The sequence below is a fragment of the Streptomyces sp. NPDC107471 genome (assembly GCF_055582845.1).
This window is the reverse complement of record NZ_JBVJPC010000005.1, coordinates 113,863-137,323: the sequence shown is the minus strand read 5'-3', so window position 1 is coordinate 137,323 and position 23,461 is coordinate 113,863. Positions and strand designations below refer to the sequence as shown.

Sequence of the window (23,461 nt, the reverse complement as noted above, 5' to 3'; positions counted from 1 at the left end):
ACACCGCCCGTTGCCCCCGACGCATCGCCCATATGGGCGGCATCACGTCAAGGATGTGCTTACGGACGGGCACGGGCGGCAATACGTAACGGTATGTCGAGCCGCGGCCAGGAGGCTGGAGCATGAGCATCTGGTGGTCACTCCATCTGAGGCGCGAGGCCGCGAGCGTTCCGCTCGCCCGGCGCCTGCTGCTCGGCACCATGGAGACCGCGGGCGTGGACCCGGACGTCTCCTACGACCTCTCCCTCGCCCTGAGCGAGGCCTGCGCCAACGCCGTGGAGCACGGCGGGGAGAGCGGGCCGCAGGACGCCACGGAGGCCTACCGGGTCACCGCCTACCTCGACGGCGAGAAGTGCCGTATCGAGGTCACCGACTCCGGTCCAGGCTTCTCGCCGGTGCGCCCCCGCCTGACCCCCGTGGAGGCGGAGAACGGCCGAGGGCTCTGTCTCATCCACGAGCTCGCCGACCACGTCCAGATCGGCAACAAGCCGGGCCGCGGCGCCGTGGTGAGCTTCGACAAGATCCTCAAGTGGCGCAAGGACGCACCGCTCATCGCGGTGTGAACCGCGGCCGCGGACTTCAGTTTCCCCAGCATCCTCAGCTCGCGCACAGCGTCCCCTCAAGCTCCTGACGGCCTGGGTTCCTACGTTCCTCGCCATGACGGGAAACCACAGGGACTCGACCCTGACGCCGGGCACACCGGCGCGGGCGGCAGCGGTGGCGGTGGCGGTGGAGCGACCCCGAGCGGAGGTCCGTCCGGTCCGTCCGAAAGTGCCGGTCCCTCGGCCCCCGCGTCCTCGTAGGGTGCGGCCATGAGCAGCCGCGAGGACGAGGCGCTGGCGCAGGCCGCAGTGGCCGCGCTGACCGGTCAGCTCGCCCTGGCTCCCAAGCCGGGCCTGCCCGACCCGCGTGACCTCGGGGCCCGGGCCACGCGCCGGGACCACTGCTCGCTGCGCTGGTCGGCCAAGGCGCTCGCGCCCGGCCTCGCGGCGATGGCCGCCGCCGCCCGGCGCACCGGCGAACCCACCCCGCAGTTGCGGGCGGAGCTGGGTGCGATCGGCCGGTGCACCGAGCACTCGGTGGGCCTGGCCGGCGGCGGCCACCGAGGTGCGCTGTGGACCCTCGGCCTGCTGGTCGCCGCGGCCGCCCTCGACCCGGGGGCACGGTCCGGGGACGTGGCCGCGGCCGCCAAGAAGATCGCCGCCCACCGCGACAAGCGGGCTCCGCCCCGCGCCCTCCGCACCGGCCGCCTCAGCCCACCAGCACAGCCCGCTCGGTCCCCGGCCGTGACACCCGGCCCGCCGCCGCCCGCCTGGTCGCCGGACCCATCGCGTACGACGCCACGAGTGTCGCCCCGCCGAGCAGCAGCCACCCCGGCGTGCCCCACTCCACCAGCAGTGTCGTCAGCACCAGGGGGCCCAGGGTCCGGGCCACCGTCACCCCGGTCCCGAAGAACCCCTGGTACTCGCCGACCCGTTCGGCCGGGGCCAGGTCGAAGGAGAGCTGCCAGGCCCCGGCGGACTGCCCCATCTCGGCCACCACCTGGAGCACCGCCCCGACGACCAGCGCCCCCACGGCCACCCACGGCGAGGCCCCCGCCGACAGCGCGAAGACCGCGCAGGCCGCCAGCATGACCCAGCCCGACCGCCGCACCACGCGCGTGGCCGACGCCGGGCCCGTCACCCCGCGGGCCATCCGCACCTGGAACACCATCACGGCCCCGGTGTTCAGCACGAACAACGCGGAGACCAGCCAGGCCGGGGCCGCGGTCCGCTCGGCGATCCACAGCGGGATGCCCAGGCTCAGCAGCGGCATCCGCAGCAGCAGGACGGTGTTCAGCAAGGTGATCACGGCGTACGGCCGGTCGCGCAGCACCCCGGAGCCCTGACGCCGGTCCGCGGTCCCGCGAGGGGCCACCGACGGCAGCCGCAGCAACAGGCCCGCGCACACCACGAAGCTCACCGCGTCCACCGCGAATACCCCGAGATACCCGGCCCGCGTCCCGGCGTGCAGCGCGAGCCCGCCCAGCCCCGCCCCGACCGCCAGCCCGGCGTTGAGGGTCGCCTGGAGGTGGGCCAGCAGCCCGGTCCGCTCCCCGGCGGACACCAGCCCCGCGAGCAGGGCCTGCCGGGCCGCGGCGAGCCCCGACTGCGCGGAGGCGTAGGCACAGGCCGCCAGGACGAACGGCACGAAGTCCCGCACGACCAGGAAGGACGCCACCGCCAGCCCCGTCGCCAGCGCCAGCAGCACCGCCGTACCGCGCGCCCCGCGCCGGTCCGCGAGCCGCCCGAGCGGTACTCCCACCACCGATCCGACCGCCCACCCGACGGTCAGCCCGAGCCCCACGCGCGCGGGGTCGAGACCGACGACGTGCGTGAAGTAGAGGGCCGACGTCACGTAGTAGGCGCCGTCCCCGACGGAGTTGCTCAACTGGGCGAGTGCCAGGACGCGTGGCGGGCCCGCGGGCGGGACGAGTGAGTTCGTCATGAGGACAACGCTAGAAGCGGGGTGGGCCGCCGGGGAGGCCCACTCGTCACCTCGGGGAGTGGTCCAATTCCAGGACCCGGACCAGGGCGTCCAGCGCCCCGGGATACGCCCCCTCGCGTGGCGTCCCGTACCCCACGACCAGCCCCTCGCGAGTCCCGGACGCGTGCCAGTGCTCCCGGAGCGACCCCACCGCGAGCCCCTCGGCCGCGGCCCGGGCCAGCACGGCCGTCTCGTCCCCGACCTCCACCAGAGCGTGCAGCCCGGCCGCGATGCCCTGGACCCGCCATCGCGCCCCCAGCCGCTCCACGAGCCGGTCCCTGCGCCGCCGGTACCGCAGCCGGCACGCGCGCACGTGACGGTCGTAGGCGTGGCTGCGGATCAGCTCGGCGAGCGCGAGCTGCCCGATGGCCTCGGTGCTGTGGTCGCTGTGCAGCTTGGCGTCGGCGACGGGGGCGACGAGGTGCGGCGGCAGCACCATCCAGCCGAGCCGGAGCGCCGGTCCGAGCGTCTTGGACGCGGTCCCGAGGTAGACGACCTGCCCCGGCGCCATCCCCTGGAGCGCCCCTACGGGCTGCCGGTCGTAGCGGAACTCCCCGTCGTAGTCGTCCTCGACGACCAACGCCCCACGCGCGCGTGCCCAGTCGGTCAGCGCCCGCCTCCGTGCGGGGTGCAGCGTCACGCCGGTCGGGTACTGGTGGGCGGGCGTGACGACGACGGCCGCGGAGTTGCCCAGACCGTCGACCTCCACGCCCCACCCGTCGACCGGTGCCGGCACCACCCGTCCGCCGGCCCGCCGTACGACGTCGCGGTGGAAGGGCAGCCCGGGGTCCTCCATGGCGACGGTCCCGCCCGCCAGGACCCCGGTGAGCAGCGCGAGCCCCTGCACGGCCCCCGAGGTGACGACGATCCGCTCCGGATGGGCGACGACTCCGCGGGCCCGGCCGAGATACTCCGACAGGGCGGTCCGCAGTTCGATCCGGCCCAGGGGGTCGCCGTAGTCGTAGGCGGAGACGGGCGCGGCGGCGACGGCCCGTCGTACGGCCCTGAGCCAGGCGGTGGCGGGAAAGGCGCCGACGTCGGGGGTTCCGGGCCGCAGGTCGAAAAGCGGCGCACGCACGCGTGCACCGCTCTCGGCCGGGCCGGTCTCGGCGGCCGGCAGCGGGGCGACGACGGTCCCCGACCCCTGCCGGGCGGTCAGGTAGCCCTCGGCGATCAACTGGTCGTAGGCGGCCTTCACGGTCCCCCGGGACATCCCCAGCTCCTCGGCGAGCCGCCGGGTGGCGGGAAGCCGGGCGCCGGGGGCCAGCCGCCCGTGCCGGACGGCGTCGCGCAGGTCCCGTTCGAGCCCGGCCCGACGCCCGTCGGCGCCGTCGGGGTCCAGATGCAGGTCCACCGAACCCCCCGGCCCGTGACTCAGCCCTTGAGACCGGCCATCCACGCCTCGACCTCGTCGGACCGCCGGGGAAGGCCGTCGGACAGGTTCCGGTTCCCGTCGGCCGTCACGAGGATGTCGTCCTCGATCCGCACCCCGATGCCCCGGTACTCCTCGGGCACGGTCAGGTCGTCGGCCTGGAAGTACAGACCGGGCTCGACGGTCAGCACCATCCCCGCCTCCAGGACCCCGTCCACGTAGGTCTCGACCCGCGCGGCGGCGCAGTCGTGGACGTCCATGCCGAGCATGTGCCCGGTCCCGTGCAGCGTCCAGCGACGCTGGAGCCCGAGCTCCAGCACCCGCTCCACCGGCCCCTCGACCAGGCCCCACTCCACGAGCCGCTCGGCCAGCACCCGCTGGGCCGCGTCATGGAAGTCCCGGTACTTGGCACCCGGCTGCACGGCCGCGATCCCGGCCTCCTGGGCGTCGTACACGGCGTCGTAGATCTTCTTCTGGATCTCGCTGAACCGGCCGTTGACCGGCAGGGTGCGCGTGACGTCGGCGGTGTAGTACGTGTGCGTCTCGACGCCCGCGTCCAGGAGCAGGAGGTCACCGGAGCGCACCGGTCCGTCGTTGCGCACCCAGTGCAGGGTGCAGGCGTGCGGTCCCGCCGCGGCGATCGTGCCGTAGCCGACGTCGTTGCCCTCCACGCGCGCGCGGAGGAAGAACGTGCCCTCGATGTACCGCTCGGAGGTGGCCTCGGCCCTGTCGAGGACCTTCACCACGTCCTCGAAGCCGCGGACCGTCGAGTTGACGGCCTTCTGGAGCTCCGCGATCTCGAAGTCGTCCTTGACGAGACGGGCCTCGGACAGGAAGACCCGCAGCTCCTCGTCCCGCTCGCCGGTGACCTTGTCGGTCAGCGCGGCCTCGATGCCGGCGTCGTGGCCGCGCACGACCCGCACCGGGCCGGTGGCCTCGCGCAGGGCGTCGGCGAGCTCGCGCACGTCGGAGACGGGGAGGCCGTACAGCGTCGACGCCTCGGTCAGCGAGTGCCGCCGCCCGACCCACAGCTCGCCCTGGCCGGACAGCCAGAACTCGCCGTTCTCGCGGTCGGAGCGCGGCAGCAGGTACAGCGTGGCGGTGTGGCCGTCCTGGGCGGGCTCCAGGACGAGGACGCCGTCCTCGGTCTGGTTGCCCGTGAGGTAGGCGTACTCCACGGAGGCCCGGAAGGCGTACTCGGTGTCGTTGGAGCGGGTCTTCAGGTTGCCCGCGGGGACCACCAGCCGCTCGCCGGGGAAGCGCGCCGACAGCGCCGCGCGGCGGGCCGCGGTCTCGGCGGCCTGCGCGATCGGCTCCAGGTCGTGCAGCTCCGTGTCGGCCCAGCCGGACTTCATGTTCTCGGCCAGCTCGTCGGAGACGCCCGGGTACAGGCCGTTCTTGCGCTTCTTGATCGGCTCTTCCGACTCTTCCGGGGTCTCCGGGGTGAGCTCGTCGGCCACGGTCATCCTCCTAGGTACGGCACTGGACCCCGTCCATCGTACGGTCGTACCGAAGGGGGCCCAGGCCCGCAGCACCTGTTACCGATCGCTACTCGAAGTGAGCCGCGAGCAGGACGACGTCCTCCGCGGAGTCCGCCTCGTCACGCCCGTCCGGCAGCACGGTCCGCAGCACGTGGTCGGCGACGGCGTCGGGGTCGCCGCGCAGCGCCTTCGGCACCCCGGCCGCGGCCGCGTGCAGACGGGCGAAGGCGCGGTCGGTGGAGTCGCCCGTGCGGTGCAGCAGCCCGTCGGTGTACAGCAGAACCGTCTCTCCGGGCTCCGCGCACAGTTCCACGCTCGGCGCCTCCCAGCAGGCGAGCATGCCGAGCGGCGCCGACACGGACGTCTCCACGAACTCGGTGCGCCGCTCGCCGATCAGCAGCGGCGGGCAGTGCCCGGCACCGGCCAGCGTGAACTTGCGCAGCGCGGGCTCGCAGTAGGCGAACAAGGCGGTGGCGGAGCGGGCCGGCTCGGTCAGCCGCAGCAGCAGCTCCAGGTCGGACAGGACCGCGACCGGGTCCTCGCCCTCCATCACGGCGTACGCGCGCAGGGAGGCCCGCAGGCGGCCCATCGCGGCGATCGCGCTCGGGCCGCTGCCGGTGACCGAGCCGACCGCGAGGCCCAGGGCCGCGTCGGGCAGCGGCAGCGCGTCGTACCAGTCGCCGCCGCCGCGCGGGCCGGTGCGGTGCCGGACGGCGAGCCGGACGCCGGCGACGCGGGGGAGCCGGGACGGCAGCAGCTCCTCGGCCATCGTCGCCATGCACGCGCGCGTGCGCTCGACCTCGACGAGCCGGGCCAGGTGTTCGGTGGCGTGGCGGACGTACAGGCCGACGAGGTGGCGCCGGCGCTCGGACGGTTCGGCGGGCTCGTCGTAGAGCCAGACGGCGGCACCGAGGCGGCCCGCGCCGGCCGTGGACAGGGGGAGCGCGTAGCAGGCGGCGTAGCCGAGGCGGGCGGCCACCTCGCGGTGGCGCGGGTCCAGGCCGTCCTCGGCGAGCAGGTCGGGCTGGGCGATCTCGCCGTCACCGCCCGGCAGCCCGGCCGCCGTGTCGAGGAGCCGGCCGTACGCCATCGCGCTGCGCGGCACGGTCTCGATGTGCCCGAGGTCGGCGCGGCCGAGCCCGAGGCCGATGGTGGTGTCGGGTCCGAGGCCGTCGTCCGGTTCGAGGACGAGGAGTCCGCGCCGGGCCCCCACCAGGGCGGCGCCGGCGCGCAGGAGTTCCTGGAGGGCGTCGGACAACGCGTCCGTGCGGGCGAGCCGTTCGGTGAGTTCGTGGAGGGTCGTGAGGTCGGAGACCCAGCCGGCCAGACGGTCCTGGAGCAGGGCGCCGGGTGGGTGCGGCGCGGGGGCCACGGGGGTGCCCGGGGCGGCAGGCGCGGGCGGGACAGTGTGTGCGGGTGCGGGAACCGTTGAATCGATTCCGGCCACTTTCGAAGGGTGAGGGGCGTTCATGGCGTCCGGCTTTCCGACCGGTGCGTATTGCTCAAAAGCATCGCAAACCCCCATGTCATTCTGCGCCGCTAGCAGTGTCTCCACATGTACACGCACTCGTAAGGGGATGTCCAGCATTGTCCTGCCGGGATTCCTGGTGTCCGTGGGTAACCGGTGGAGGGTGGGTTGATGGGCAAAGTTGGCTTAAAACTGCCTCGGGTTAAGGTGTATTGAGGTCGACTGGCCTTGCTCCACAGAGCGTCACAGCGGTCGTGATGGGTACGTACTCGGTAAGGACCAGGGGTGCTGGACAGTCACCCGGAACCTGGTGACCGACCCGGGCGTCTTAGCCACCGACGATCGAGCCCCATCCTCCCGTGGCGGAGGCGGAGAGAAATACCGGGACGGCAAAACGCCAGACTTCGCCACCCCCCGCCACGCCCGCGCTTTTGATAGACGCAGTATGGGGTTCCCCTTGTCTCGGACAAGGGCGTGATGCGCCAACAGGTACGCACAGTGAAGTGATCGACACATGGTGTGATGTGGTCCACGGTGTTGCCAGCGGTGCAACGGAAAGGAACGAGCGCTCATGCGCGAGATCCTCGGAAGGCGACGCAGGCTCCTGTCCCAGCGCAGCGACGGAAGGCCTGAATTGCTCAGCGCGGCCCTGACCTTCGCGAAGGAATGGCAGTGGCCCGTACTCCCGGGTGTGGCACCGGACCCGGAGGGCCGGGCCCGCTGCGGATGCCCCGACCCGGAGTGCACGGTCCCCGGCGCCCACCCCTTCGACCCCGGGCTGCTCGCGGCCACCACGGACGAACGCATGGTGCGCTGGTGGTGGACCAACCGCCCGGCCGCGCCGATCGTCCTGGCCACCGGCGGCAGCGCCCCCTGCGCGGTCAGCCTGCCGGCGCTCCCGGCCGCCCGCGCGCTGGCCGCGCTCGACCGCGAGGGCATGCGCCTCGGCCCGGTGGTCGCCTCGCCGACCCGCTGGGCGATCCTGGTCAAGCCGTACTCCCTGGAACAGTTGGGCGAACTGCTGTACGCCCAGGACCACGTCCCCGGTTCCCTCCGCTTCCACGGCGAGGGCGGCTACCTCGCCCTGCCCCCCTCCGAGACCGGCCACGGCGAGATCGCCTGGGAGCGGGCTCCGCTGCCCGGCTCGGCCTCCCCGTGGGTTCCCGACGTCGAGGCCGTGGTGGACGCCGTGGTCGAGGCCCTCACTCGTACGGGTGTGAGCGCACCCGAGTTGTAAGGGTGTCGGGCGCGGGCGGAACCGGGTGCCCGCGCTCGGTCGTTATCGTCCGCTCCATGCTGCGTCATTCCGGGGGGCGACCCCCAGACCCCCGATGGGTTCGGCTGCTCGCCCTGTCCGGTGCCGTGGTGTGCGCCGTCGCGCTGCCCCTGGCCGTGGCCTCCGCGGGACAGGTGGGCGACCGAGGCCGTACGGTCGTCCGCGATCTCGTGCGTCCCGACACGCCCCTTCCCGCCGCGCGTACCGACGCGGGGTCGTCCGCGGTGCGTACGACCGAGCGGTCCTCCGCAGCGCGTACCGACGCGGGATCATCCGCGGCCCGTCACGACGCCGGATCTTCCGCCGCCCGCCTCGACGCGGGGCCCTCCGCCGTACGACCGTCCGCGGCCGATGACCCCAAGGCGCCCCTCGCCGCTCCCGGCCGCTCCCCGCTGCTGCTCGGTGTGGGTCTGGCCACCGCCGCGCGCTGCGGTCCCGAACTGATCTCCCCCGACGGCATCGAGGCGCAGACCTGTGTGCTCACTCAGGGCGAGGAGACCTGGGCGCGGACCTACTACCGCAACGCGACCGGCGCGGTGCTGGACGCCGCGCTCAGCTTCATGGGACCCGGCGGACGCACGGTGGAGCTGCGCTGCGCGGTCGGCGCCGGGGACGAGCCGGACATGTGCGAGACGCCCCGGGAACGCACCCAGGGGGCACCGGCCGACTACACGGCGATGGCGGAGTTCGCCCGGCGGGGCAACGGACCGCTGCTGCTGCGGGTGGGGAGCAACTCCGCGGAGGACGCGGGCAGTTGACGCGCGACGGCGTTCCGTAAAGCTGCCCGGACACAGAAAGACCCGGTTGCTGGCGACGGGGGATGCACCAGCAACCGGGCTACTGGAACGGTAACAAGAGATCGCCCGTTCGCAAATTCGACCGCGCCGCTCCCTGGCTGATTCGGACACCGATTCGCCTTCCCCTGTGGGGAGTTGTGAACGGAGCCGGTAGTTCCGTGAAGGTTCGGTGCGGCTGACCGACCGGTCAGCCGCACCCCTTGTGTCAACTCAGCGTGACCTGACGGTTGGTGAGGCCGCCCCGGGCCCGGCGCTCGTCGACGGTCAGCGGTGCGTCCGTGGCCAGAGCGCCCGCGAGCCGCTCGGCGAACTCGGCGGCCGGCTTCTCGACGTCCTCCGCGGTGACCCCGCTCGGCAGGTCCCACACCGGGACGGTGAGGCCGTGGGCGCGGAAGGAACCGACGAGCCGGGTGCCCTCGCCGAGGCTCGACTTCCCGGCCGCGTGCAGGCGCGCGAGCGCGTCCAGAAGTTGCTCCTCGGGGTGGGGCATCACCCAGCGCAGGTGGTTCTTGTCCGGGGTCTCGCACCAGTAGGCGGCGTCGACACCGGTCAGCCGGACGGTCGGGATGGCCGCCGCGTTGGCCCGCTCCAGGGAGGCGGTCACCTCGGGCGTGGCGTTCTCCGCGTCCGGGACCCAGAACTCGAAGCCCTCGTGCACAACTGGCTCGAACGCGCCTTCGGGGTCGAGGAGATCCTGCAGCCGCGGACCGTCGGCGGGCGCGCGCCGGCCCTCGACCGGGGTGCCCGGAGCCGCGGTGAGCGCGCGCTGGAGGGTGTCGGCGAGATCGCGGCTGATGTCACCGGACGCCGTGTCGTTCTGCAGGCCGAGCAGGACCGAGCCGTCGTCGCGGCGCAGGGCGGGCCAGGCCATCGGCAGGACGGTGGCCAGCGTGACCGACGGGACGCCCTCGGGGAGACCGCTCCTGAGGGTCAGCTCCACGGTGGCGGCGGGGACCAGCTCGCGCAGGGCCACCCAGTCGCCCTCACCCGCAAGCCCCTCGAACGGGCGGTGCACCAGCTCGGTCGCGGCCTGTGCGGCGGCCCGGCCGTGGCAGGCCTTGTAGCGGCGGCCGCTTCCGCACGGGCAGGGTTCGCGGGCGCCGACGACCGGAATCCGACCATCAGCGCCTACGGCGCGGGCGCCATCCGTGCTCTGCGGGCGCTTGGCCTTCGTCTGGGGTCGCTTCTTGGCCATCGTGGCTGTCTCCCGGTTACGGCTCGTCTCGTACGGGCGCGAGCCTAGCCGCTCGCGACCTGGCCGACGGGAGCCTGTGGACAACCACCGCGGTGTCCGGCCCGGACGTCCGGTCCCGGCCCCTCAGGCGAGATCGTCGAACGCGTCCGAGAAGTCCAGGTCGGGTATCGCGACCGACGGGGCCACGACACGCGTCGCGAAGTCGTCGCGGCGGCGGCTCGCGTCCGGGTCGTGCACGTCCGCGTGGACGATCACCCACACCGTGACCTCGTCCCGGGCGTCGTCCCTGACACCCCAGTCGTCGGCCAGCGCGGTGATGATGTTGAGCCCGCGGCCGCCGTGCGCGGTGACCGAGGGCGTGGCCGGAGCCGGGCGGGTGGGCCCGCCGCCGTCCGTCACCTCGACCGTGAGCCTGCCGCCCGCGTCCACCCGCCAGGCGGCACGGACGTCACCGTCCCCGGCCAGGGCGTCGCCCAGCGGCCGGCCGTGTTTGCACGCGTTGCTCAAGAGTTCGGAAAGAATCAGTACGGCGTCGTCGATGACCGATTCCGCCACGCCACCCCTGCGCAGTTGCACGCGCATACGGTGTCTCGCTTCCCCCACGCCCGCAGGGCCATGGGGTACGGCCATGCTCGACGACGTGGGCACCTCCTGTGCCACCACCAACGCCACCCCCGAGACCTCCTTCGCCCCACGCCACGGTGTGGATGCCCCATTGGCCTGAACCGGAAACCGGCCGATCCCGCTCCGCCGACGCATTCACCACGCTCGAACACGCACCGAACGCGCCGGGGCACACCCTGTGACGGAGGCGACGTCAGCGGCCGAGTCGGTCGAGCACCGCGCGCGGCCGGTTGGTGATGATGGCGTCGACGCCGAGTTCGACGCAGAGGTCCACGTCCTCCATCTCGTTCACGGTCCACACGTGCACCTGGTGGCCCGCCCGCTTCAGGCGCTCGATGTAACCGGGGTGGTTGCGCACGATCCGGATCGAGGGCCCCGCGATCCGCACCCCCGCGGGCAGCCGGCCGTCCCGCAGCCGGGGCGAGACGAACTGGAGCAGGTAGACCGTCGGCAGGGTCGGCGAGGCGGCACGCACGCGGTGCAGCGACCGGGCCGAGAAGCTCATGACCCTGATCGGCGACTCGGCGGCCGAGGCGGGGCTGTCCAGGCCGAACCGCTTCAGGAGCAGCAGCAGCCGCTCCTCGACCTGGCCGGCCCAGCGCGTCGGGTGCTTGGTCTCGATGGCCATCTCCACCCGCCGGCCCGCGTCGGCGACGAGTTCGAGCAGCCGCTCCAGGGTGAGCACGGAGGTGTCCTCGCGGTCCTCGGGCCGGTACACCCAGTCCGGTTCCTCGTCGCGGGTGCGCCAGAACTCCCGTGTCCTGCGCGAGCCGAAGTCCAGCGCGGCGAGGTCGGCGAGCTCCAGGGCCGAGACCGCTCCGCGGCCGTTGGACGTACGGTTGACCCGTCGGTCGTGGACGCACACGAGATGGCCGTCGGCCGTGAGGCGTACATCGCACTCCAGGGCGTCCGCGCCGTCCTCGATCGCCTTGCGGTACGCGGCGAGCGTGTGCTCGGGAGCGTCTTCCGAGGCTCCGCGGTGGGCGACGACTTGAGTCAGTTGCTGCCGTGCGTGGGTCACCGCGTCATGGTGCCACCGCGCGGGGGTACGCGTGCGAACGGAGGTATCCGAAGGCATACGGTTTGCGCCTTATTTGTCTTACATGGCCTATATAAAGAGCAGCCACGGACCCACAGGCACCGCTTATGGTGCCCTGACGGCTCGTGGGAAAAGCTGACGGCATACAAAAGGACATGCATAGCTGACGTACGCCGGACACGCGGCGGCCCCGGCCGAGCGTGACCGAGTGCGACCGACAATCGACAGCCGTGGACCGAGGAGAGAAGCTGTGAGCACCGAGAACGAGGGCACCGCGGTACCCCCGGCCCCGTCTGCACCCCCCGTGCCGGTGGACGCTCCCGCGGCTTCGGCGCCCCAGGCCCCCGAGGCCGGCGCCCCGACCCCGCCGGTCCCGCCGCACCCCGCGGGCGGCGCCCAGAACCCGGAACTCGTGCACGCCGGACCGGCTCCCGCGTACGCCTCGGCGCAGGGGCAGCAGCACGGTGGCGCGGGCGGCCCCGAGGGCGCCTGGCCGCCGCCGCAGGTCCCGGGCACGCCGCCGTACGCCGACGGCGGTGCGGGCGGCGCCGGTCCGACCGGTGTCTGGGGAGCGGGCTACCAGCAGCCCGCGCCGAAGCCGAAGACGGGCCGCGGTGGTCTCGTCGCCGCGATCCTGGTGGCCGCGCTGGTCGCCGGCGGCATCGGCGGCGGTCTCGGCTACACCCTGGCGAAGAACAACGACAACGGCTCCTCGACGACCCTGTCCGCCTCGGACACCGGCGGCAGCGTCAAGCGGGCCGCCGACACCGTCGCGGGTGTGGCCCAGCGGGCCCTGCCGAGCACGGTCACCATCGAGGCCGAGTCCACCAACGGCGAGGGCGGCACCGGCACCGGGTTCGTCTTCGACACCGAGGGCCACATCGTCACCAATAACCACGTGGTCGCCGACGCGGTCGACGGCGGCAAGCTGACCGCCACCTTCCCGAACGGCAAGAAGTACAACGCCGAGGTGGTCGGCCACGCGCAGGGCTACGACGTGGCGGTCATCAAGCTCAAGAACGCGCCGAGCGACCTCAAGCCGCTCACCCTCGGCAACTCTGACCAGGTGGCCGTCGGCGACTCCACCATCGCCATCGGCGCCCCCTTCGGCCTGTCGAACACCGTCACCACCGGCATCATCAGCGCGAAGAACCGCCCGGTGGCCTCCAGCGACGGCAGCGGCAGCAACGCCTCCTACATGAGCGCGCTGCAGACCGACGCGTCGATCAACCCGGGCAACTCGGGAGGCCCCCTCCTCGACGCGCAGGGCAACGTGATCGGCATCAACTCCGCGATCCAGTCCACCAGCAGCGGCGGCCTCGGCGGCACCAGCCAGTCCGGCTCGATCGGCCTCGGCTTCGCCATCCCGATCAACCAGGCCAAGTACGTCGCCCAGCAGCTCATCCGGACCGGCAAGCCGGTCTACGCCAAGATCGGCGCGTCCGTCTCCCTGGAGGACTCCTCGGGCGGCGCGAAGATCACCACCGAGGGCGCCGGCGGCTCGGCCCCGGTCGAGGCGGGCGGTCCCGCCGCCAAGGCCGGCCTCAAGCCGGGCGACGTCATCACCAAGCTGGACGACCACGTCATCGACTCCGGGCCCACCCTGATCGGCGAGATCTGGACCCACAAGCCCGGCGACAAGGTCAAGATCACCTACGAGCGGGACGGCCGGACCCGCACGGTCGATCTCACCCTGGGCTCCCGCACCGGCGACAGCTAGCATCCACGCCACCGTCCGGACCCGTTACTCTGGTCCCCGCGCCACGGTCACCGGCGGCGCGGGGTGGGTTGCCCGAGCGGCCTAAGGGAACGGTCTTGAAAACCGTCGTGGCAGCGATGTCACCGTGGGTTCAAATCCCACACCCACCGCGGTGGTTCAGCGCATGAGCCCGTCAGAAAGGGTGCCCCGTCACGGGGCACCCTTTCTGCGTGCCGGCGGGCTACAGCTCGTAGTCCCGTGCGAGTTGCTCCCAGGCGACGTCCCTCAGGCCGGCCTGGGCGTCGCAGTCGGAGGGGACGCGGGCGTGGGGCTGGAACCAGATGATCGTCAGGTGGCTGCCGTAGAGGATGGGGTCGCGGGACGGGGTCAGGGTCGTGGAGCGGAAGACGCCGACGCAGGCCACCGCGGGCAGCATCTCGACCGGGCCGAAGGCGCCGGGGTAGTGGTCCGGGTACTCGTGCGGGGGCGGAACCAGGTGCACGGGGGCGGTCGGGTAGTCGTGCTCGGCCGCTCGCAGCAGGCCCTCGATCCGCAGCTCGTTGACCGGTCTGCACGGGTAGCCGTCCAGCATCCCGCCGTACGTCGACGTCAGGCGCAGCTCCCCGAGGTCGACCCTGCGGCCGGAGGTCAGGACGAGCCGGGACAGGGTCATGATCGGCACTCTGTGGCGCTCCAATGGTTCTGCCGTGCTGGTGGTTCCGGTGGTTCTGGTTCTCGTGGTGCCCGCGGTCCGGGTGGTGGGGAGTCAGGGGCGGCGGCCCGTCATGCGGGCCGCCGACGCGATCGTCGCCCGTGCCTCGCGTTCCGTGAGGCCCGTGTTGAGGGCCGCGTCCACCAGGGGCGCGACCAGCGCCGGGCCGATGCCGTTCTCGTAGGCGCGGCAGGCGGCCCAGAAAAGGCGGGTGTTGCGCTGGCCCTCGTGGGCGGCGAGGACGAACTGGACCAGGCCCTGGCCCTGGTCGCCCGCCGAGGGGTGGGTCGCCGGGTGGGTGGGGCGCGGCGGGGGCAGCAGCAGGCGGAGCAGGGCCGGCGGGCAGGCCGCGGGGGCGAGGTGGGCGGTGCCCGGGGCCGTCGCGTAGGTGCCGTGGTCGGTGCGGGAACCGGGGCCGACGAGGTAGCCGCCGGCGCCCCTGATGTCGATGCCGGGGGCCAGGCGGCCGGCCGAGTTGGGGACGGCGGCGTCCGGCGGGCCGGTCAGCCACAGGTGGCGGCCGCCGCTCGGGGTGAGGACGACGACCGTGTCGGGGATCGTGAAGAGGTGGCGCAGGGCCAGTTCGCGCAGGGCCGCCGAGGAGTCCGTGCCCGACTTGGTGTCCAGGTCGACGCCGATCAGATGGTGGGGCGGCAGACCGCACGCGATGCCGTAGCCCGTGGCCCAGGGGGCGGCCGCGAAGAGCTCGCGGATGCGGACGGGGTCGGTCGAGGCGTCGTACACGCCGTGTCCGAACGCGCCGCACTCGCCGTGGCAGGGGGCGCCCAGGGGGTCGTCGCGGTGGGGGGAGCGCAGGGCGGGGGGCTTGGTGCGGGACAGGGGGATGACGGACAGCCCGCGCTCGGCGGCTGACAGGGCGTGTGCGAGGGCCAGCGTCGTGGCCTGCCGGTCTGTGGTGGCCATGCCTCCATGTTCGTACGCGTGTTCGAAAAAGGGAAGGGGTGGCGGGCGCGACGCGCCGAGGACGGGGGATTGGCCGGAAAGGTGCTGGAACGCTTCCTCTGTTGTCCCCCTTGGGGAGTAAGAGTCCGTATCGCCCTGACATGGCGCCTGAAGTCGCGAAAGGGGTTTATCGACTTGTCCTCACGCTTCAGGGGGAATAACAGCTTCCGCTCTGGTTCGCCGGGGATTCGGTGGGCAACTCTGGACTCACGACGTCGTGCACAGCACCGGGGTGGTCGGCCAACTGCCCTGACAACAGCCTTACTTGACGTACTACCGGCCACCGGCCGGGTTCTGGAGGAAACACCATGGCAAGCATCCGTACCGCCCGCGTCATCGCCGCCGTCTCCGCCCTCCCGCTCGCCGCCGCGCTCTTCACCGGCATCGCGACGGCGGACAACGGCGGCTTCGCGGACGACGGATCGAACGCGGGTGTCGCGAGCATCGTGGGCAGCGGTGTCGGGCACGACAACAACGGCAACGCGTCCACCACACAGCAGAACGCCGTCGGCTCCGGGGCGTCGAACCAGAGCAACACGGCACAGGTCAACGGCTCCGCGTTCACGGCCATCAACCAGGGGAACAACAACACGTCCGTCCACTTCACCCCGCTGTGGTGGTGACCCGGGAGAAGTGAGCGGGCCCGCGGGGGGGGGGCTTCAGGAGGGCTTCAAGGGGGTGGATCCCGGGGGGTTTCAGGGGGAACCGTGGGGGGTTGTACGGGGGGAGGTGACACGTCCGCGCGGCGGTGCTTCGGCGCCGCCGCGCAGGCGTGTCCGCGCTCGGGGTGACGCTCTGGACAACGCACCGCGCAGGCGGGTCCCGGCTCGGGGTGACGCGCTGGACACCGCACCGCACCGCACCGCGCAGGCGTGTCCGCGCCCGAGGGCGATGCCCTAGCCACCGCACCGCGCAGGCGTGTCCGCGCCCCGGGTGACGCTCTTGACACCGCTCCTGATCTGACGGACAGTCAGGAAATCTTGCGGACAAGGAGGTTGTCCTCATGGCCGACGATCCGGACACTCCGCCGACCCTGCCCGAGGCCCGCGTTCCGGACGCCCCGCCCCCCGACCCGCTCGCCCGTCTCACGTCCTACGAAGGACACCCCGCCGCCGTCTCCGCCACCGGCAAGGACCCCGTCAACCTGCCCATGATCCGGCACTGGTGCGAGGCCCTCGGGGACACCCACCCTGCCTACGCGGGCCCCGACGCCGTCGCGCCGCCCACCATGCTCCAGGTCTGGACGATGGGGGGCCTGAGCGGGCACCCGGGCAGATCGTCGGCGTACGACGAACTCCTCGCGCTGCTCGACGCGTCGGGCTGCACCTCGGTCGTCGCCACCGACTGCGAGCAGGAGTACTTCCGGCCGCTGCGCCCGGGGGACGAGATCACGTTCGACACCGTCATCGAGTCCGTCTCGGACCGCAAGACCACCAGGCTCGGCACCGGTCACTTCGTCACGACCCGAACCGAGGTCCGGGCAGCCGGGGCCCTCGTCGGCACCCACCGGTTCCGCATCCTCAAGTACGCGCCCGCACGACGTGAGCAGGCCCCACCCCGGCCCCGCCCCGTCGTCAACCGGGACAACGCCGGCTTCTGGGAGGGCGTCGAACAGCACCGGCTGCTCATCCAGCGCTGCACCGCCTGCGCGGCCCTCCGCTTCCCGTGGCTGCCGGGCTGCGCCCACTGCGGCGGCCCCGACTGGGACACCGTCGAGGCGAGCGGGGCGGGGACCGTCCACTCGTACGTCGTCATGCACCACCCGCCCTTCCCGGCCTTCGACCCTCCCTACGCCGTCGTGCTCGTCGAACTCGCCGAGGGCGTGCGGATGATCAGCAACGTGGTCGGGACGCCCTACGACAAGGTGCGGATCGGCATGCCGGTGCGGCTCGCCTTCACGACGTACGACGGCGATCTCACCCTGCCCGTCTTCCGCGCCGCCGCCGAGGAGGCCGCCGTATGAGAGCAGGCGACGAACTGCCGTCCCTGGAGATCCCGGTCACCCGCACGCTGATCGTCGCGGGGGCGATCGCCTCCCGGGACTACCAGGACGTGCACCACGACCCGGAGGCGGCCCGCGGCAGGGGCTCCCCGGACGTCTTCATGAACATCCTGACGACGAACGGCCTGGTGGGGCGCTACATCACCGATCACTTCGGCCCGCGGACCGTGCTGAAGAAGGTGGCCATCAGACTGGGCGCCCCCAACTATCCCGGCGACACCATGGTATTGCGCGGAACAGTGGAGACCGTCGAGGGCGACACCGCCACCGTCCGGGTCGTGGGGGCCAACGGCATCGGCGACCACGTCACGGGCACGGTCACCTTCTGCCTGAGGGACGCCGAATGAGCACACGCGCGCGTGACCGGCTCGGCGGCCGGGCCGCGATCGCCGGCATCGGGGCCACCGAGTTCTCCAAGGACTCCGGCCGCAGCGAACTGGCCCTGGCCGCCGAGGCGGTCCGCGCGGCGCTCGACGACGCGGGGCTCACGGCCGCCGACGTGGACGGCATGGTCACCTTCACCATGGACACCAGTCCGGAGATCACCGTCGCCCAGGCCTGCGGGATCGGCGAGCTGTCCTTCTTCTCCCGCGTCCACTACGGCGGCGGCGCGGCCTGCGCGACCGTCCAGCAGGCGGCGCTCGCGATCGCGGCGGGCGTGGCCGAGGTCGTGGTCTGCTACCGCGCCTTCAACGAACGTTCCGGGCGCCGCTTCGGCTCCGGCGTCCAGCACCGCGAGCCCTCCGCCGAGGGCGTCGCGCTCGGCTGGGCCCTGCCCTTCGGGCTGCTCACCCCGGCCTCCTGGGTGGCGATGGCGGCCCAGCGCTATCTGCACACCCACGGCCTCACCCCGGAGGCATTCGGCCATGTGGCGGTGACCGACCGCGCGTACGCGGCCACCAATCCGGCCGCCTGGTTCCACGGCCGCCCCATCACCCTCGCCGACCACGCGGCCTCCCGGTGGATCGTCGAGCCGCTGCGGCTCCTGGACTGCTGCCAGGAGACCGACGGCGGCCAGGCGATCGTCGTCACCTCCCTCGCACGCGCGCGTGACCTCCCCCGGCGGCCCGCCGTCGTCACGGCCGCCGCCCAGGGCGCGGGCCGCGCGCAGGAGCAGATGACCAGCTTCTACCGCGACGACCTCACCGGCCTGCCCGAGATGAACGTCGTCGCCCGCCAGCTCTGGCGGACCTCGGGCCTCGGCCCCCGGGACATCGACGTGGTGATCCTGTACGACCACTTCACGCCTTTTGTCCTGATGCAGCTCGAGGAGTTCGGCTTCTGCGCCCGGGGCGAGGCCGCGGACTTCGTACGCCGGGGCGCGCTCCCCCTCAACACCCACGGGGGTCAACTGGGCGAGGCCTACCTCCACGGGATGAACGGCATCGCGGAAGCCGTACGGCAACTGCGGGGGACGGCCGTGAACCAGGTACCGGGGGCGGGGCGCGTGCTGGTGACGGCCGGGACGGGAGTGCCCACGTCCGGGCTCGTGCTCACCGTGGACGAGTAGCCCCCAGGGGTGATCCCGCACTAGGAGGGCCTCTCTCGTCCACCTTCAGGAGGTGCAGTCAGCACCACCTCTACAACCTGAGGCGGAGTCCTCTTCGGGACCTGTGGCCGATGAGCGGAGGGCGTCGCGAATCTAGCGTGGAGCCATGACCACACCCGTCTGCACCAGCGCTTCGAAGGCCGCCGTCCCGGCGACGCAGACCCTCGCGTACCCCTCGTTCGCCTCGTACGTGAAGGCCCGCCAGCCGGTGCTGCTGCGTACCGCCCGGTCGCTGACCGCGAACCCGAGCGACGCGGAGGACCTGCTGCAGACCGCCCTGACCAAGACGTATGTCGCCTGGGAGCGCATCGAGGACCACCGGGCCCTCGACGGATATGTGCGCCGGGCCCTGCTGAACACGCGCACCTCGCAGTGGCGCAAGCGCAAGGTCGACGAGTTCGCGACCGACGAGATCCCCGAGCCGGATCCCGTGCCGGGCGGGGACGACCCCGCCGAGCAGCAGGCGCTGCACGACGCGATGTGGCGGGTGATCATGAAGCTGCCGGCCCGGCAGCGGGCGATGGTCGTCCTCAGGTACTACGAGGACCTCAGCGAGGTGCAGACGGCCGAGGTGCTCGGCGTCTCCGTCGGCACCGTGAAGTCGGCGGTCTCCCGAGCCCTGGGCAAACTCCGCGAGGACCCCGAGCTGGTGCTCGCGCGGTAAGGGCGCCACGGCGGAGCGGCGTTCATCCGCCGGGACACCCCGGGAACCGTCAGGCGCGGCCGGCCGTTGTGAGGGCATCGTGACGTGATCGATCGCCCGCCTCTAGTGACATACCGCGCGGTATGTGCGCAGAATCGGCGCATCCCTTACTACCGCGTAGGCAATGTCGCCCCGGGAGGACGCCGTGCTGAGCACCATGCAGGACGTACCGCTGCTGATCTCCAGGATCCTGACCCACGGGTCGTCGATCCACGGCACCTCACAGGTGACCACCTGGACCGGCGAGCCGGAGCCGCACCGCCGCTCCTTCGCCGAGATCGGCGCCCGCGCCGCGCAGCTCGCCCACGCCCTGCGCGAGGACCTCCAGGTCGCCGACGACGAGCGGGTGGCGACCCTCATGTGGAACAACTCCGAGCACGTCGAGGCGTACTTCGCGATCCCCTCCATGGGCGCGGTCCTGCACACCCTGAACCTCCGCCTGCCGGCCGACCAGCTCGCCTTCATCGTGGGCCACGCGGCCGACCGCGTCGTCATCGTCAACGGCTCGCTGCTCCCCCTGCTCGCCCCCCTGCTCCCGCACCTCAAGACGGTCGAGCACGTGGTCGTCTCGGGACCCGGCGACCGCACGGCCCTCGAAGGCTCCCACGCGCGCGTGCACGAGTACGAGGACCTGATCGCCGGCAAGCCCACCACCTACGACTGGCCCGAGCTGGACGAGCGCCAGGCCGCAGCCATGTGCTACACCTCCGGCACCACGGGCGACCCCAAGGGCGTGGTCTACAGCCACCGTTCGATCTATCTGCACTCCATGCAGGTCAACATGGCCCAGTCGATGGGCCTGACCGACCAGGACACCTCACTCGTGGTCGTCCCCCAGTTCCACGTCAACGCCTGGGGCCTGCCGCACGCCACCTTCATGACCGGCGTCAACATGCTGATGCCGGACCGCTTCCTGCAGCCCGCTCCCCTCGCCGAGATGATCGAGCGCGAGCAGCCGACCCACGCGGCCGCCGTCCCCACCATCTGGCAGGGCCTGCTCGCCGAGCTCACCGCCCGTCCGCGGGACGTCTCCTCGCTCGTCCAGGTCACCATCGGCGGCTCGGCCTGCCCGCCCTCCCTGATGGAGGCCTTCGACCGACTGGGCATGCGGGTCTGCCACGCCTGGGGCATGACGGAGACCTCCCCGCTCGGCACCATCGCGCGCCCCCCGGCCCACGTGGTCGGCACGCCCGAGGAGTTCGCGTACCGCCTCACCCAGGGCCGCTTCCCGGCCGGCGTCGAGGCCCGCCTCACCGGCCCCGGCGGCGAGCGCCTGCCCTGGGACGGCGAGTCGGCGGGCGAGCTGGAGGTCCGCGGCCCCTGGATCGCCGGCGCGTACTACAACGGCCCGGAGGCCGAACCCCTGCGCCCCGCCGACAAGTTCAGCGAGGACGGCTGGCTGAAGACGGGCGACGTCGGCACGATCTCCGCCGACGGCTTCCTCACCCTCACCGACCGGGCCAAGGACGTCATCAAGTCCGGCGGCGAATGGATCTCCTCGGTCGAGCTGGAGAACGCGCTGATGTCCCACCCGGACGTCACCGAGGCCGCCGTCGTCGCCGTCCCCGACGAGAAGTGGGGCGAGCGCCCCCTCGCCACGGTCGTCCTCAAGGAGGGCTCCACCGCCGACTTCGAGTCCCTGCGCGCCTTCCTCGCGAGCGACGTCTGCAGGATCGCCAAGTGGCAGCTCCCGGAGCGCTGGTCGATCATCGAGGCGGTCCCGAAGACGAGCGTCGGAAAGTTCGACAAGAAGGTCCTGCGCAAGCAGTACGCGGAGGGCGACCTGGACGTCACCCGGCTCTGAGCGCGGCTCCGCGCGATCTGACGGACACGGCGGCCAGGGCGCCCCGGACGGAGACCGGGGACCCTGACCGCCGTACGGCGACGATCTCGCCGCGGGGCGACGGCGGCCTCACCGCCGTACCGACGTGGTGAGCCAGCCGAGGGTCAGCCACACCCCCGCGACGGCGCACACGCCACCCCAGCCCCACCAGCCGTACGCCGACCCCGCCAGCGCGGAGGCCGTGGCGCCGCCCGCGAAGCCGGCGACCACATAAGCCGTGTTGGCGGTGGCCGGGGTCGAGGTCGTCGTCAGGGCGAGGGTCTGGTTGGCGACATGGGAGGCGACCAGGGCCGCGTGGACGGCGATCGCCGCGACGAACAGCGCCCATATCGCGTGCCCGCCGAGCCAGAACAGCGGCACGGACACGGCGGCGAGCAGATACGCCGACCGTACGACCTTGGCGGCGCCGAAGCGGTCCACGAACCCGCCGGCCAGGGGTGCCACCACGCTCGCGGCGAGCCCGAAGAGGCCGAAGAGTCCGGCGGTCGCGGTCGACAGGCCGTAGGACGAGCCGGTCAGCAGGAGGGCCAGCGAGGTCCACAGCGCGCTCCAGGCGCCGTACATCCCGGCCTGCCGCACGCACGCGCGCCACAGGTCGGGCGAGCGGCGGACGACGGACGGCAGCGCGGTGAGACCCGAGAAGAGCGGGCCGGAGCGGCGCACCCGCTCCGCGGGCAGGGCGTACGCCGTCGCGAGGCCGAGGACGGCCGTCAGGACGGCCGCGCCCACGAACACCACCCGCCAGCCGAAGGCCTGTCCGATCAGCCCGCCGAGCACCCGGGCCGCGACGATCCCGGTGAACAGGCCCGCGATGACGGCCGCGACATGCCGGGCCCGGTGGTGGGCGGGTGCGCGCTGGGCGACCAGCGGGACCAGTAGCTGGGGGACGACGGTGGCCGCGGAGGCGACCAGGACGGCGGCCGCGAGGGCGGTGGTGCCGGTGGCGAGCGCGGCGGCGGTCAGGGCCGCGGTGGTCACGAGGGAGAGGGCGGCGACCAGGCGCCGCCGGTTCACGCTGTCGCCGAGCGGGGCGAAGACGAGCAGGCCGAAGGCGTAGCCGAACTGCGCGACCGAGGCGACCCAGGCGACCGCGGAGGGCGTCGAACCGAAGTCGTGGGCGATGAGCGGGAGCAGCGGGGCCGCGAGGTAGATGTTGGCGGCCGTGACGGCGGTGCAGACGGCGATGAGGACGAGGAGGAGCGAGCCCGCGTCCCGCGCGGGGGTCTCGGTGGACCGTCCTGGGGTGACGGTGGCTGTCGGCATGACCGGGGCATCCTTCGAGTCGAATCTAATAACCAACTGGTTGGTTGGATGACGGGCTCAACAGTGTGCGAGGACCGCTCATTCCCTGTCAACCAAACAGTTGGTTACCGGCTCCGCTGCCCGTACCCTGGGCCCCATGGCAGCAGCAAGGGACCCCGAGGCGACCAAGGCCCGGATCTTCGGGGCGGCGGTCGCCGAGTTCGCCCGTCACGGCATCGCGGGCGCCCGCATCGACCGCATCGCGACCGAGGCCAAGGCCAACAAGCAGCTCATCTACGCCTACTTCGGCAACAAGGCGGAGCTGTTCACGAAGGTCCTGGGCAAGGTCATGCTCGACCTCGCGATCGCCGTCCCGGTCGACCCGGACGACATCGAGGGCTGGATCGACCGCCTCATGGACTACCACGAGACCCACCCCGAGGTGCTGCGCCTGCTCTTCTGGGAGGGCCTGGAGTACGGCGCCACGGCCGAGCTGCCGGACGAGGCGGAGCGCCAGGAGCACTACCGCCACAAGGTCGCCACTCTGCGGGACGGCCAGGCCCGCGGTGTCGTCACCGACGCCATCCCGCCCCGCGACCTGCTGTTCCTGCTGATCGCCGTGGCCAACTGGGCGGCCGTGGTCCCGCAGATGAAGCGCATCCTCGTGGGCGGCGAGCCCGCGGACCGTGAACGGCTGCGGGCGTCGGTGAAGGAGGCGGCACGGCGGCTGGTGGCCAGATAGAGGGGTACTGAGGGGCGCGCGGGCACGGTTTCAGGGGCGCGGGGAACTGCGCGACAAGCCACGACGGCGCGGCAGCCGCCGGGAAGCCATGCTGTGGCACCCCGGACGGCGGCTGGTGGCCAGGTAGAGGGCGGTACTGAGGGGCGCGCGGGCACGGTTTCAGGGGCGCGGGGAACTGCGCGACAAGCCACGACGGCGCGGCAGCCGCCGGGAAGCCATGCTGTGGCA

21 protein-coding genes, 1 tRNA gene and 1 pseudogene are annotated in these 23,461 nt (G+C 72.6%); 13 read left to right on the top strand and 10 right to left on the bottom strand.

Translation table 11 applies throughout. The annotated features are described in order from the left end of the window. The first annotated feature begins 122 nt into the window (after positions 1 to 122). Together ACZ66S_RS18100 and ACZ66S_RS18095 are read left to right on the top strand one after the other, a co-directional pair. The gene (locus tag ACZ66S_RS18100) at positions 123 to 563 is read left to right on the top strand and encodes an ATP-binding protein (protein WP_469902510.1); all 441 of its coding nucleotides are present in this window, start codon (positions 123 to 125) and stop codon (positions 561 to 563) included. A 249-nt stretch (positions 564 to 812) separates the two neighbouring features. Further along, positions 813 to 1,256 (top strand): annotated as a pseudogene (locus ACZ66S_RS18095) (triphosphoribosyl-dephospho-CoA synthase); the annotation flags it as partial. Here the strand turns inward: ACZ66S_RS18095 and ACZ66S_RS18090 are convergent. The 4 genes from ACZ66S_RS18090 to ACZ66S_RS18075 all read right to left on the bottom strand — a co-directional run bounded on the left by ACZ66S_RS18090 (position 1,252) and on the right by ACZ66S_RS18075 (position 6,967). Beyond that, positions 1,252 to 2,487: an MFS transporter gene (locus ACZ66S_RS18090; RefSeq protein WP_469902509.1), complete on the bottom strand. Its 1,236-nt coding sequence runs from the start codon at positions 2,485 to 2,487 to the stop codon at positions 1,252 to 1,254. The pseudogene ACZ66S_RS18095 and the gene ACZ66S_RS18090 overlap by 5 nt on opposite strands. A 46-nt stretch (positions 2,488 to 2,533) precedes the next feature. After that, positions 2,534 to 3,880 (bottom strand): MocR-like pyridoxine biosynthesis transcription factor PdxR, encoded by a 1,347-nt coding sequence (pdxR, locus tag ACZ66S_RS18085; protein ID WP_469902508.1) that lies wholly within the window; start codon positions 3,878 to 3,880, stop codon positions 2,534 to 2,536. A gap of 20 nt (positions 3,881 to 3,900) precedes the next feature. Beyond that, on the bottom strand, positions 3,901 to 5,358 hold the full coding sequence (locus ACZ66S_RS18080; RefSeq protein ID WP_469902507.1) for an aminopeptidase P family protein: 1,458 nt from the start codon (positions 5,356 to 5,358) through the stop codon (positions 3,901 to 3,903). An 88-nt stretch (positions 5,359 to 5,446) separates the two neighbouring features. Continuing rightward, complete coding sequence (locus tag ACZ66S_RS18075) at positions 5,447 to 6,967, bottom strand: PP2C family protein-serine/threonine phosphatase (RefSeq protein ID WP_469902506.1); 1,521 nt, start codon at positions 6,965 to 6,967, stop codon at positions 5,447 to 5,449. Between the two features lie 451 nt (positions 6,968 to 7,418). Between ACZ66S_RS18075 and ACZ66S_RS18070 the strand changes: the two genes are divergently transcribed. Together ACZ66S_RS18070 and ACZ66S_RS18065 are read left to right on the top strand one after the other, a co-directional pair. Then, a complete protein-coding gene (locus ACZ66S_RS18070) occupies positions 7,419 to 8,084 on the top strand; it encodes a bifunctional DNA primase/polymerase (protein WP_469902505.1) in 666 nt (221 codons plus the stop codon). Positions 8,085 to 8,140: 56 nt separating this feature from the next. Then, positions 8,141 to 8,881, top strand: a complete 741-nt coding sequence (locus ACZ66S_RS18065) for a hypothetical protein (protein ID WP_469902504.1) — start codon at positions 8,141 to 8,143, stop codon at positions 8,879 to 8,881. A gap of 244 nt (positions 8,882 to 9,125) precedes the next feature. On the opposite strand, the gene ACZ66S_RS18060 is transcribed toward ACZ66S_RS18065, so the two are convergent. The 3 genes from ACZ66S_RS18060 to ACZ66S_RS18050 form a co-directional block, all read right to left on the bottom strand. Then, positions 9,126 to 10,115 carry a DUF5926 family protein gene (locus ACZ66S_RS18060; RefSeq protein ID WP_469902503.1) on the bottom strand — a complete coding sequence of 330 codons (990 nt, stop codon included), beginning with the start codon at positions 10,113 to 10,115 and terminating at the stop codon, positions 9,126 to 9,128. A 123-nt stretch (positions 10,116 to 10,238) separates the two neighbouring features. Further along, on the bottom strand, positions 10,239 to 10,874 hold the full coding sequence (locus ACZ66S_RS18055) for an ATP-binding protein (protein WP_469902502.1): 636 nt from the start codon (positions 10,872 to 10,874) through the stop codon (positions 10,239 to 10,241). Between the two features lie 58 nt (positions 10,875 to 10,932). Beyond that, entirely contained in the window at positions 10,933 to 11,760 is an 828-nt protein-coding gene (locus ACZ66S_RS18050; RefSeq protein ID WP_053852004.1) for a glycerophosphodiester phosphodiesterase, read from the bottom strand. Positions 11,761 to 12,028: 268 nt separating this feature from the next. Between ACZ66S_RS18050 and ACZ66S_RS18045 the strand changes: the two genes are divergently transcribed. Together ACZ66S_RS18045 and ACZ66S_RS18040 are read left to right on the top strand one after the other, a co-directional pair. Then, the gene (locus tag ACZ66S_RS18045) at positions 12,029 to 13,498 is read left to right on the top strand and encodes a S1C family serine protease (RefSeq protein WP_469902501.1); all 1,470 of its coding nucleotides are present in this window, start codon (positions 12,029 to 12,031) and stop codon (positions 13,496 to 13,498) included. A 62-nt stretch (positions 13,499 to 13,560) separates the two neighbouring features. Next, a tRNA-Ser gene (locus ACZ66S_RS18040) sits at positions 13,561 to 13,647 on the top strand. A gap of 71 nt (positions 13,648 to 13,718) precedes the next feature. Here the strand turns inward: ACZ66S_RS18040 and ACZ66S_RS18035 are convergent. Then, entirely contained in the window at positions 13,719 to 14,150 is a 432-nt protein-coding gene (locus tag ACZ66S_RS18035; RefSeq protein WP_469902500.1) for a hypothetical protein, read from the bottom strand. Between the two features lie 93 nt (positions 14,151 to 14,243). Further along, positions 14,244 to 15,113, bottom strand: a complete 870-nt coding sequence (locus ACZ66S_RS18030) for a bifunctional DNA primase/polymerase (protein WP_469902499.1) — start codon at positions 15,111 to 15,113, stop codon at positions 14,244 to 14,246. A gap of 347 nt (positions 15,114 to 15,460) precedes the next feature. Between ACZ66S_RS18030 and ACZ66S_RS18025 the strand changes: the two genes are divergently transcribed. The 6 genes from ACZ66S_RS18025 (at position 15,461) to ACZ66S_RS18000 (ending at position 21,210) form a co-directional block, all read left to right on the top strand. Beyond that, complete coding sequence (locus tag ACZ66S_RS18025) at positions 15,461 to 15,775, top strand: hypothetical protein (RefSeq protein WP_086724924.1); 315 nt, start codon at positions 15,461 to 15,463, stop codon at positions 15,773 to 15,775. 380 nt (positions 15,776 to 16,155) lie between these two features. Beyond that, positions 16,156 to 17,115 (top strand): bifunctional MaoC family dehydratase N-terminal/OB-fold nucleic acid binding domain-containing protein, encoded by a 960-nt coding sequence (locus ACZ66S_RS18020; RefSeq protein ID WP_469902498.1) that lies wholly within the window; start codon positions 16,156 to 16,158, stop codon positions 17,113 to 17,115. Continuing rightward, positions 17,112 to 17,501, top strand: a complete 390-nt coding sequence (locus ACZ66S_RS18015; protein ID WP_469902497.1) for a MaoC family dehydratase — start codon at positions 17,112 to 17,114, stop codon at positions 17,499 to 17,501. The genes ACZ66S_RS18020 and ACZ66S_RS18015 overlap by 4 nt, the downstream gene beginning before the upstream one ends. After that, the gene (locus ACZ66S_RS18010; protein ID WP_469902496.1) at positions 17,498 to 18,664 is read left to right on the top strand and encodes a lipid-transfer protein; all 1,167 of its coding nucleotides are present in this window, start codon (positions 17,498 to 17,500) and stop codon (positions 18,662 to 18,664) included. Before ACZ66S_RS18015 ends, ACZ66S_RS18010 begins: the two co-directional genes overlap by 4 nt. A gap of 145 nt (positions 18,665 to 18,809) precedes the next feature. Then, entirely contained in the window at positions 18,810 to 19,367 is a 558-nt protein-coding gene (locus tag ACZ66S_RS18005) for a SigE family RNA polymerase sigma factor (RefSeq protein ID WP_469902495.1), read from the top strand. A 163-nt stretch (positions 19,368 to 19,530) separates the two neighbouring features. Further along, positions 19,531 to 21,210 carry a long-chain fatty acid--CoA ligase gene (locus tag ACZ66S_RS18000; protein WP_469902494.1) on the top strand — a complete coding sequence of 560 codons (1,680 nt, stop codon included), beginning with the start codon at positions 19,531 to 19,533 and terminating at the stop codon, positions 21,208 to 21,210. Positions 21,211 to 21,318: 108 nt separating this feature from the next. On the opposite strand, the gene ACZ66S_RS17995 is transcribed toward ACZ66S_RS18000, so the two are convergent. Continuing rightward, on the bottom strand, positions 21,319 to 22,512 hold the full coding sequence (locus ACZ66S_RS17995; protein WP_469902493.1) for an MFS transporter: 1,194 nt from the start codon (positions 22,510 to 22,512) through the stop codon (positions 21,319 to 21,321). Between the two features lie 136 nt (positions 22,513 to 22,648). Here ACZ66S_RS17995 and ACZ66S_RS17990 point away from each other — a divergent pair, with 136 nt between their 5' ends. Next, positions 22,649 to 23,233: a TetR/AcrR family transcriptional regulator gene (locus tag ACZ66S_RS17990; RefSeq protein ID WP_469902492.1), complete on the top strand. Its 585-nt coding sequence runs from the start codon at positions 22,649 to 22,651 to the stop codon at positions 23,231 to 23,233. Positions 23,234 to 23,461 lie beyond the last annotated feature (228 nt).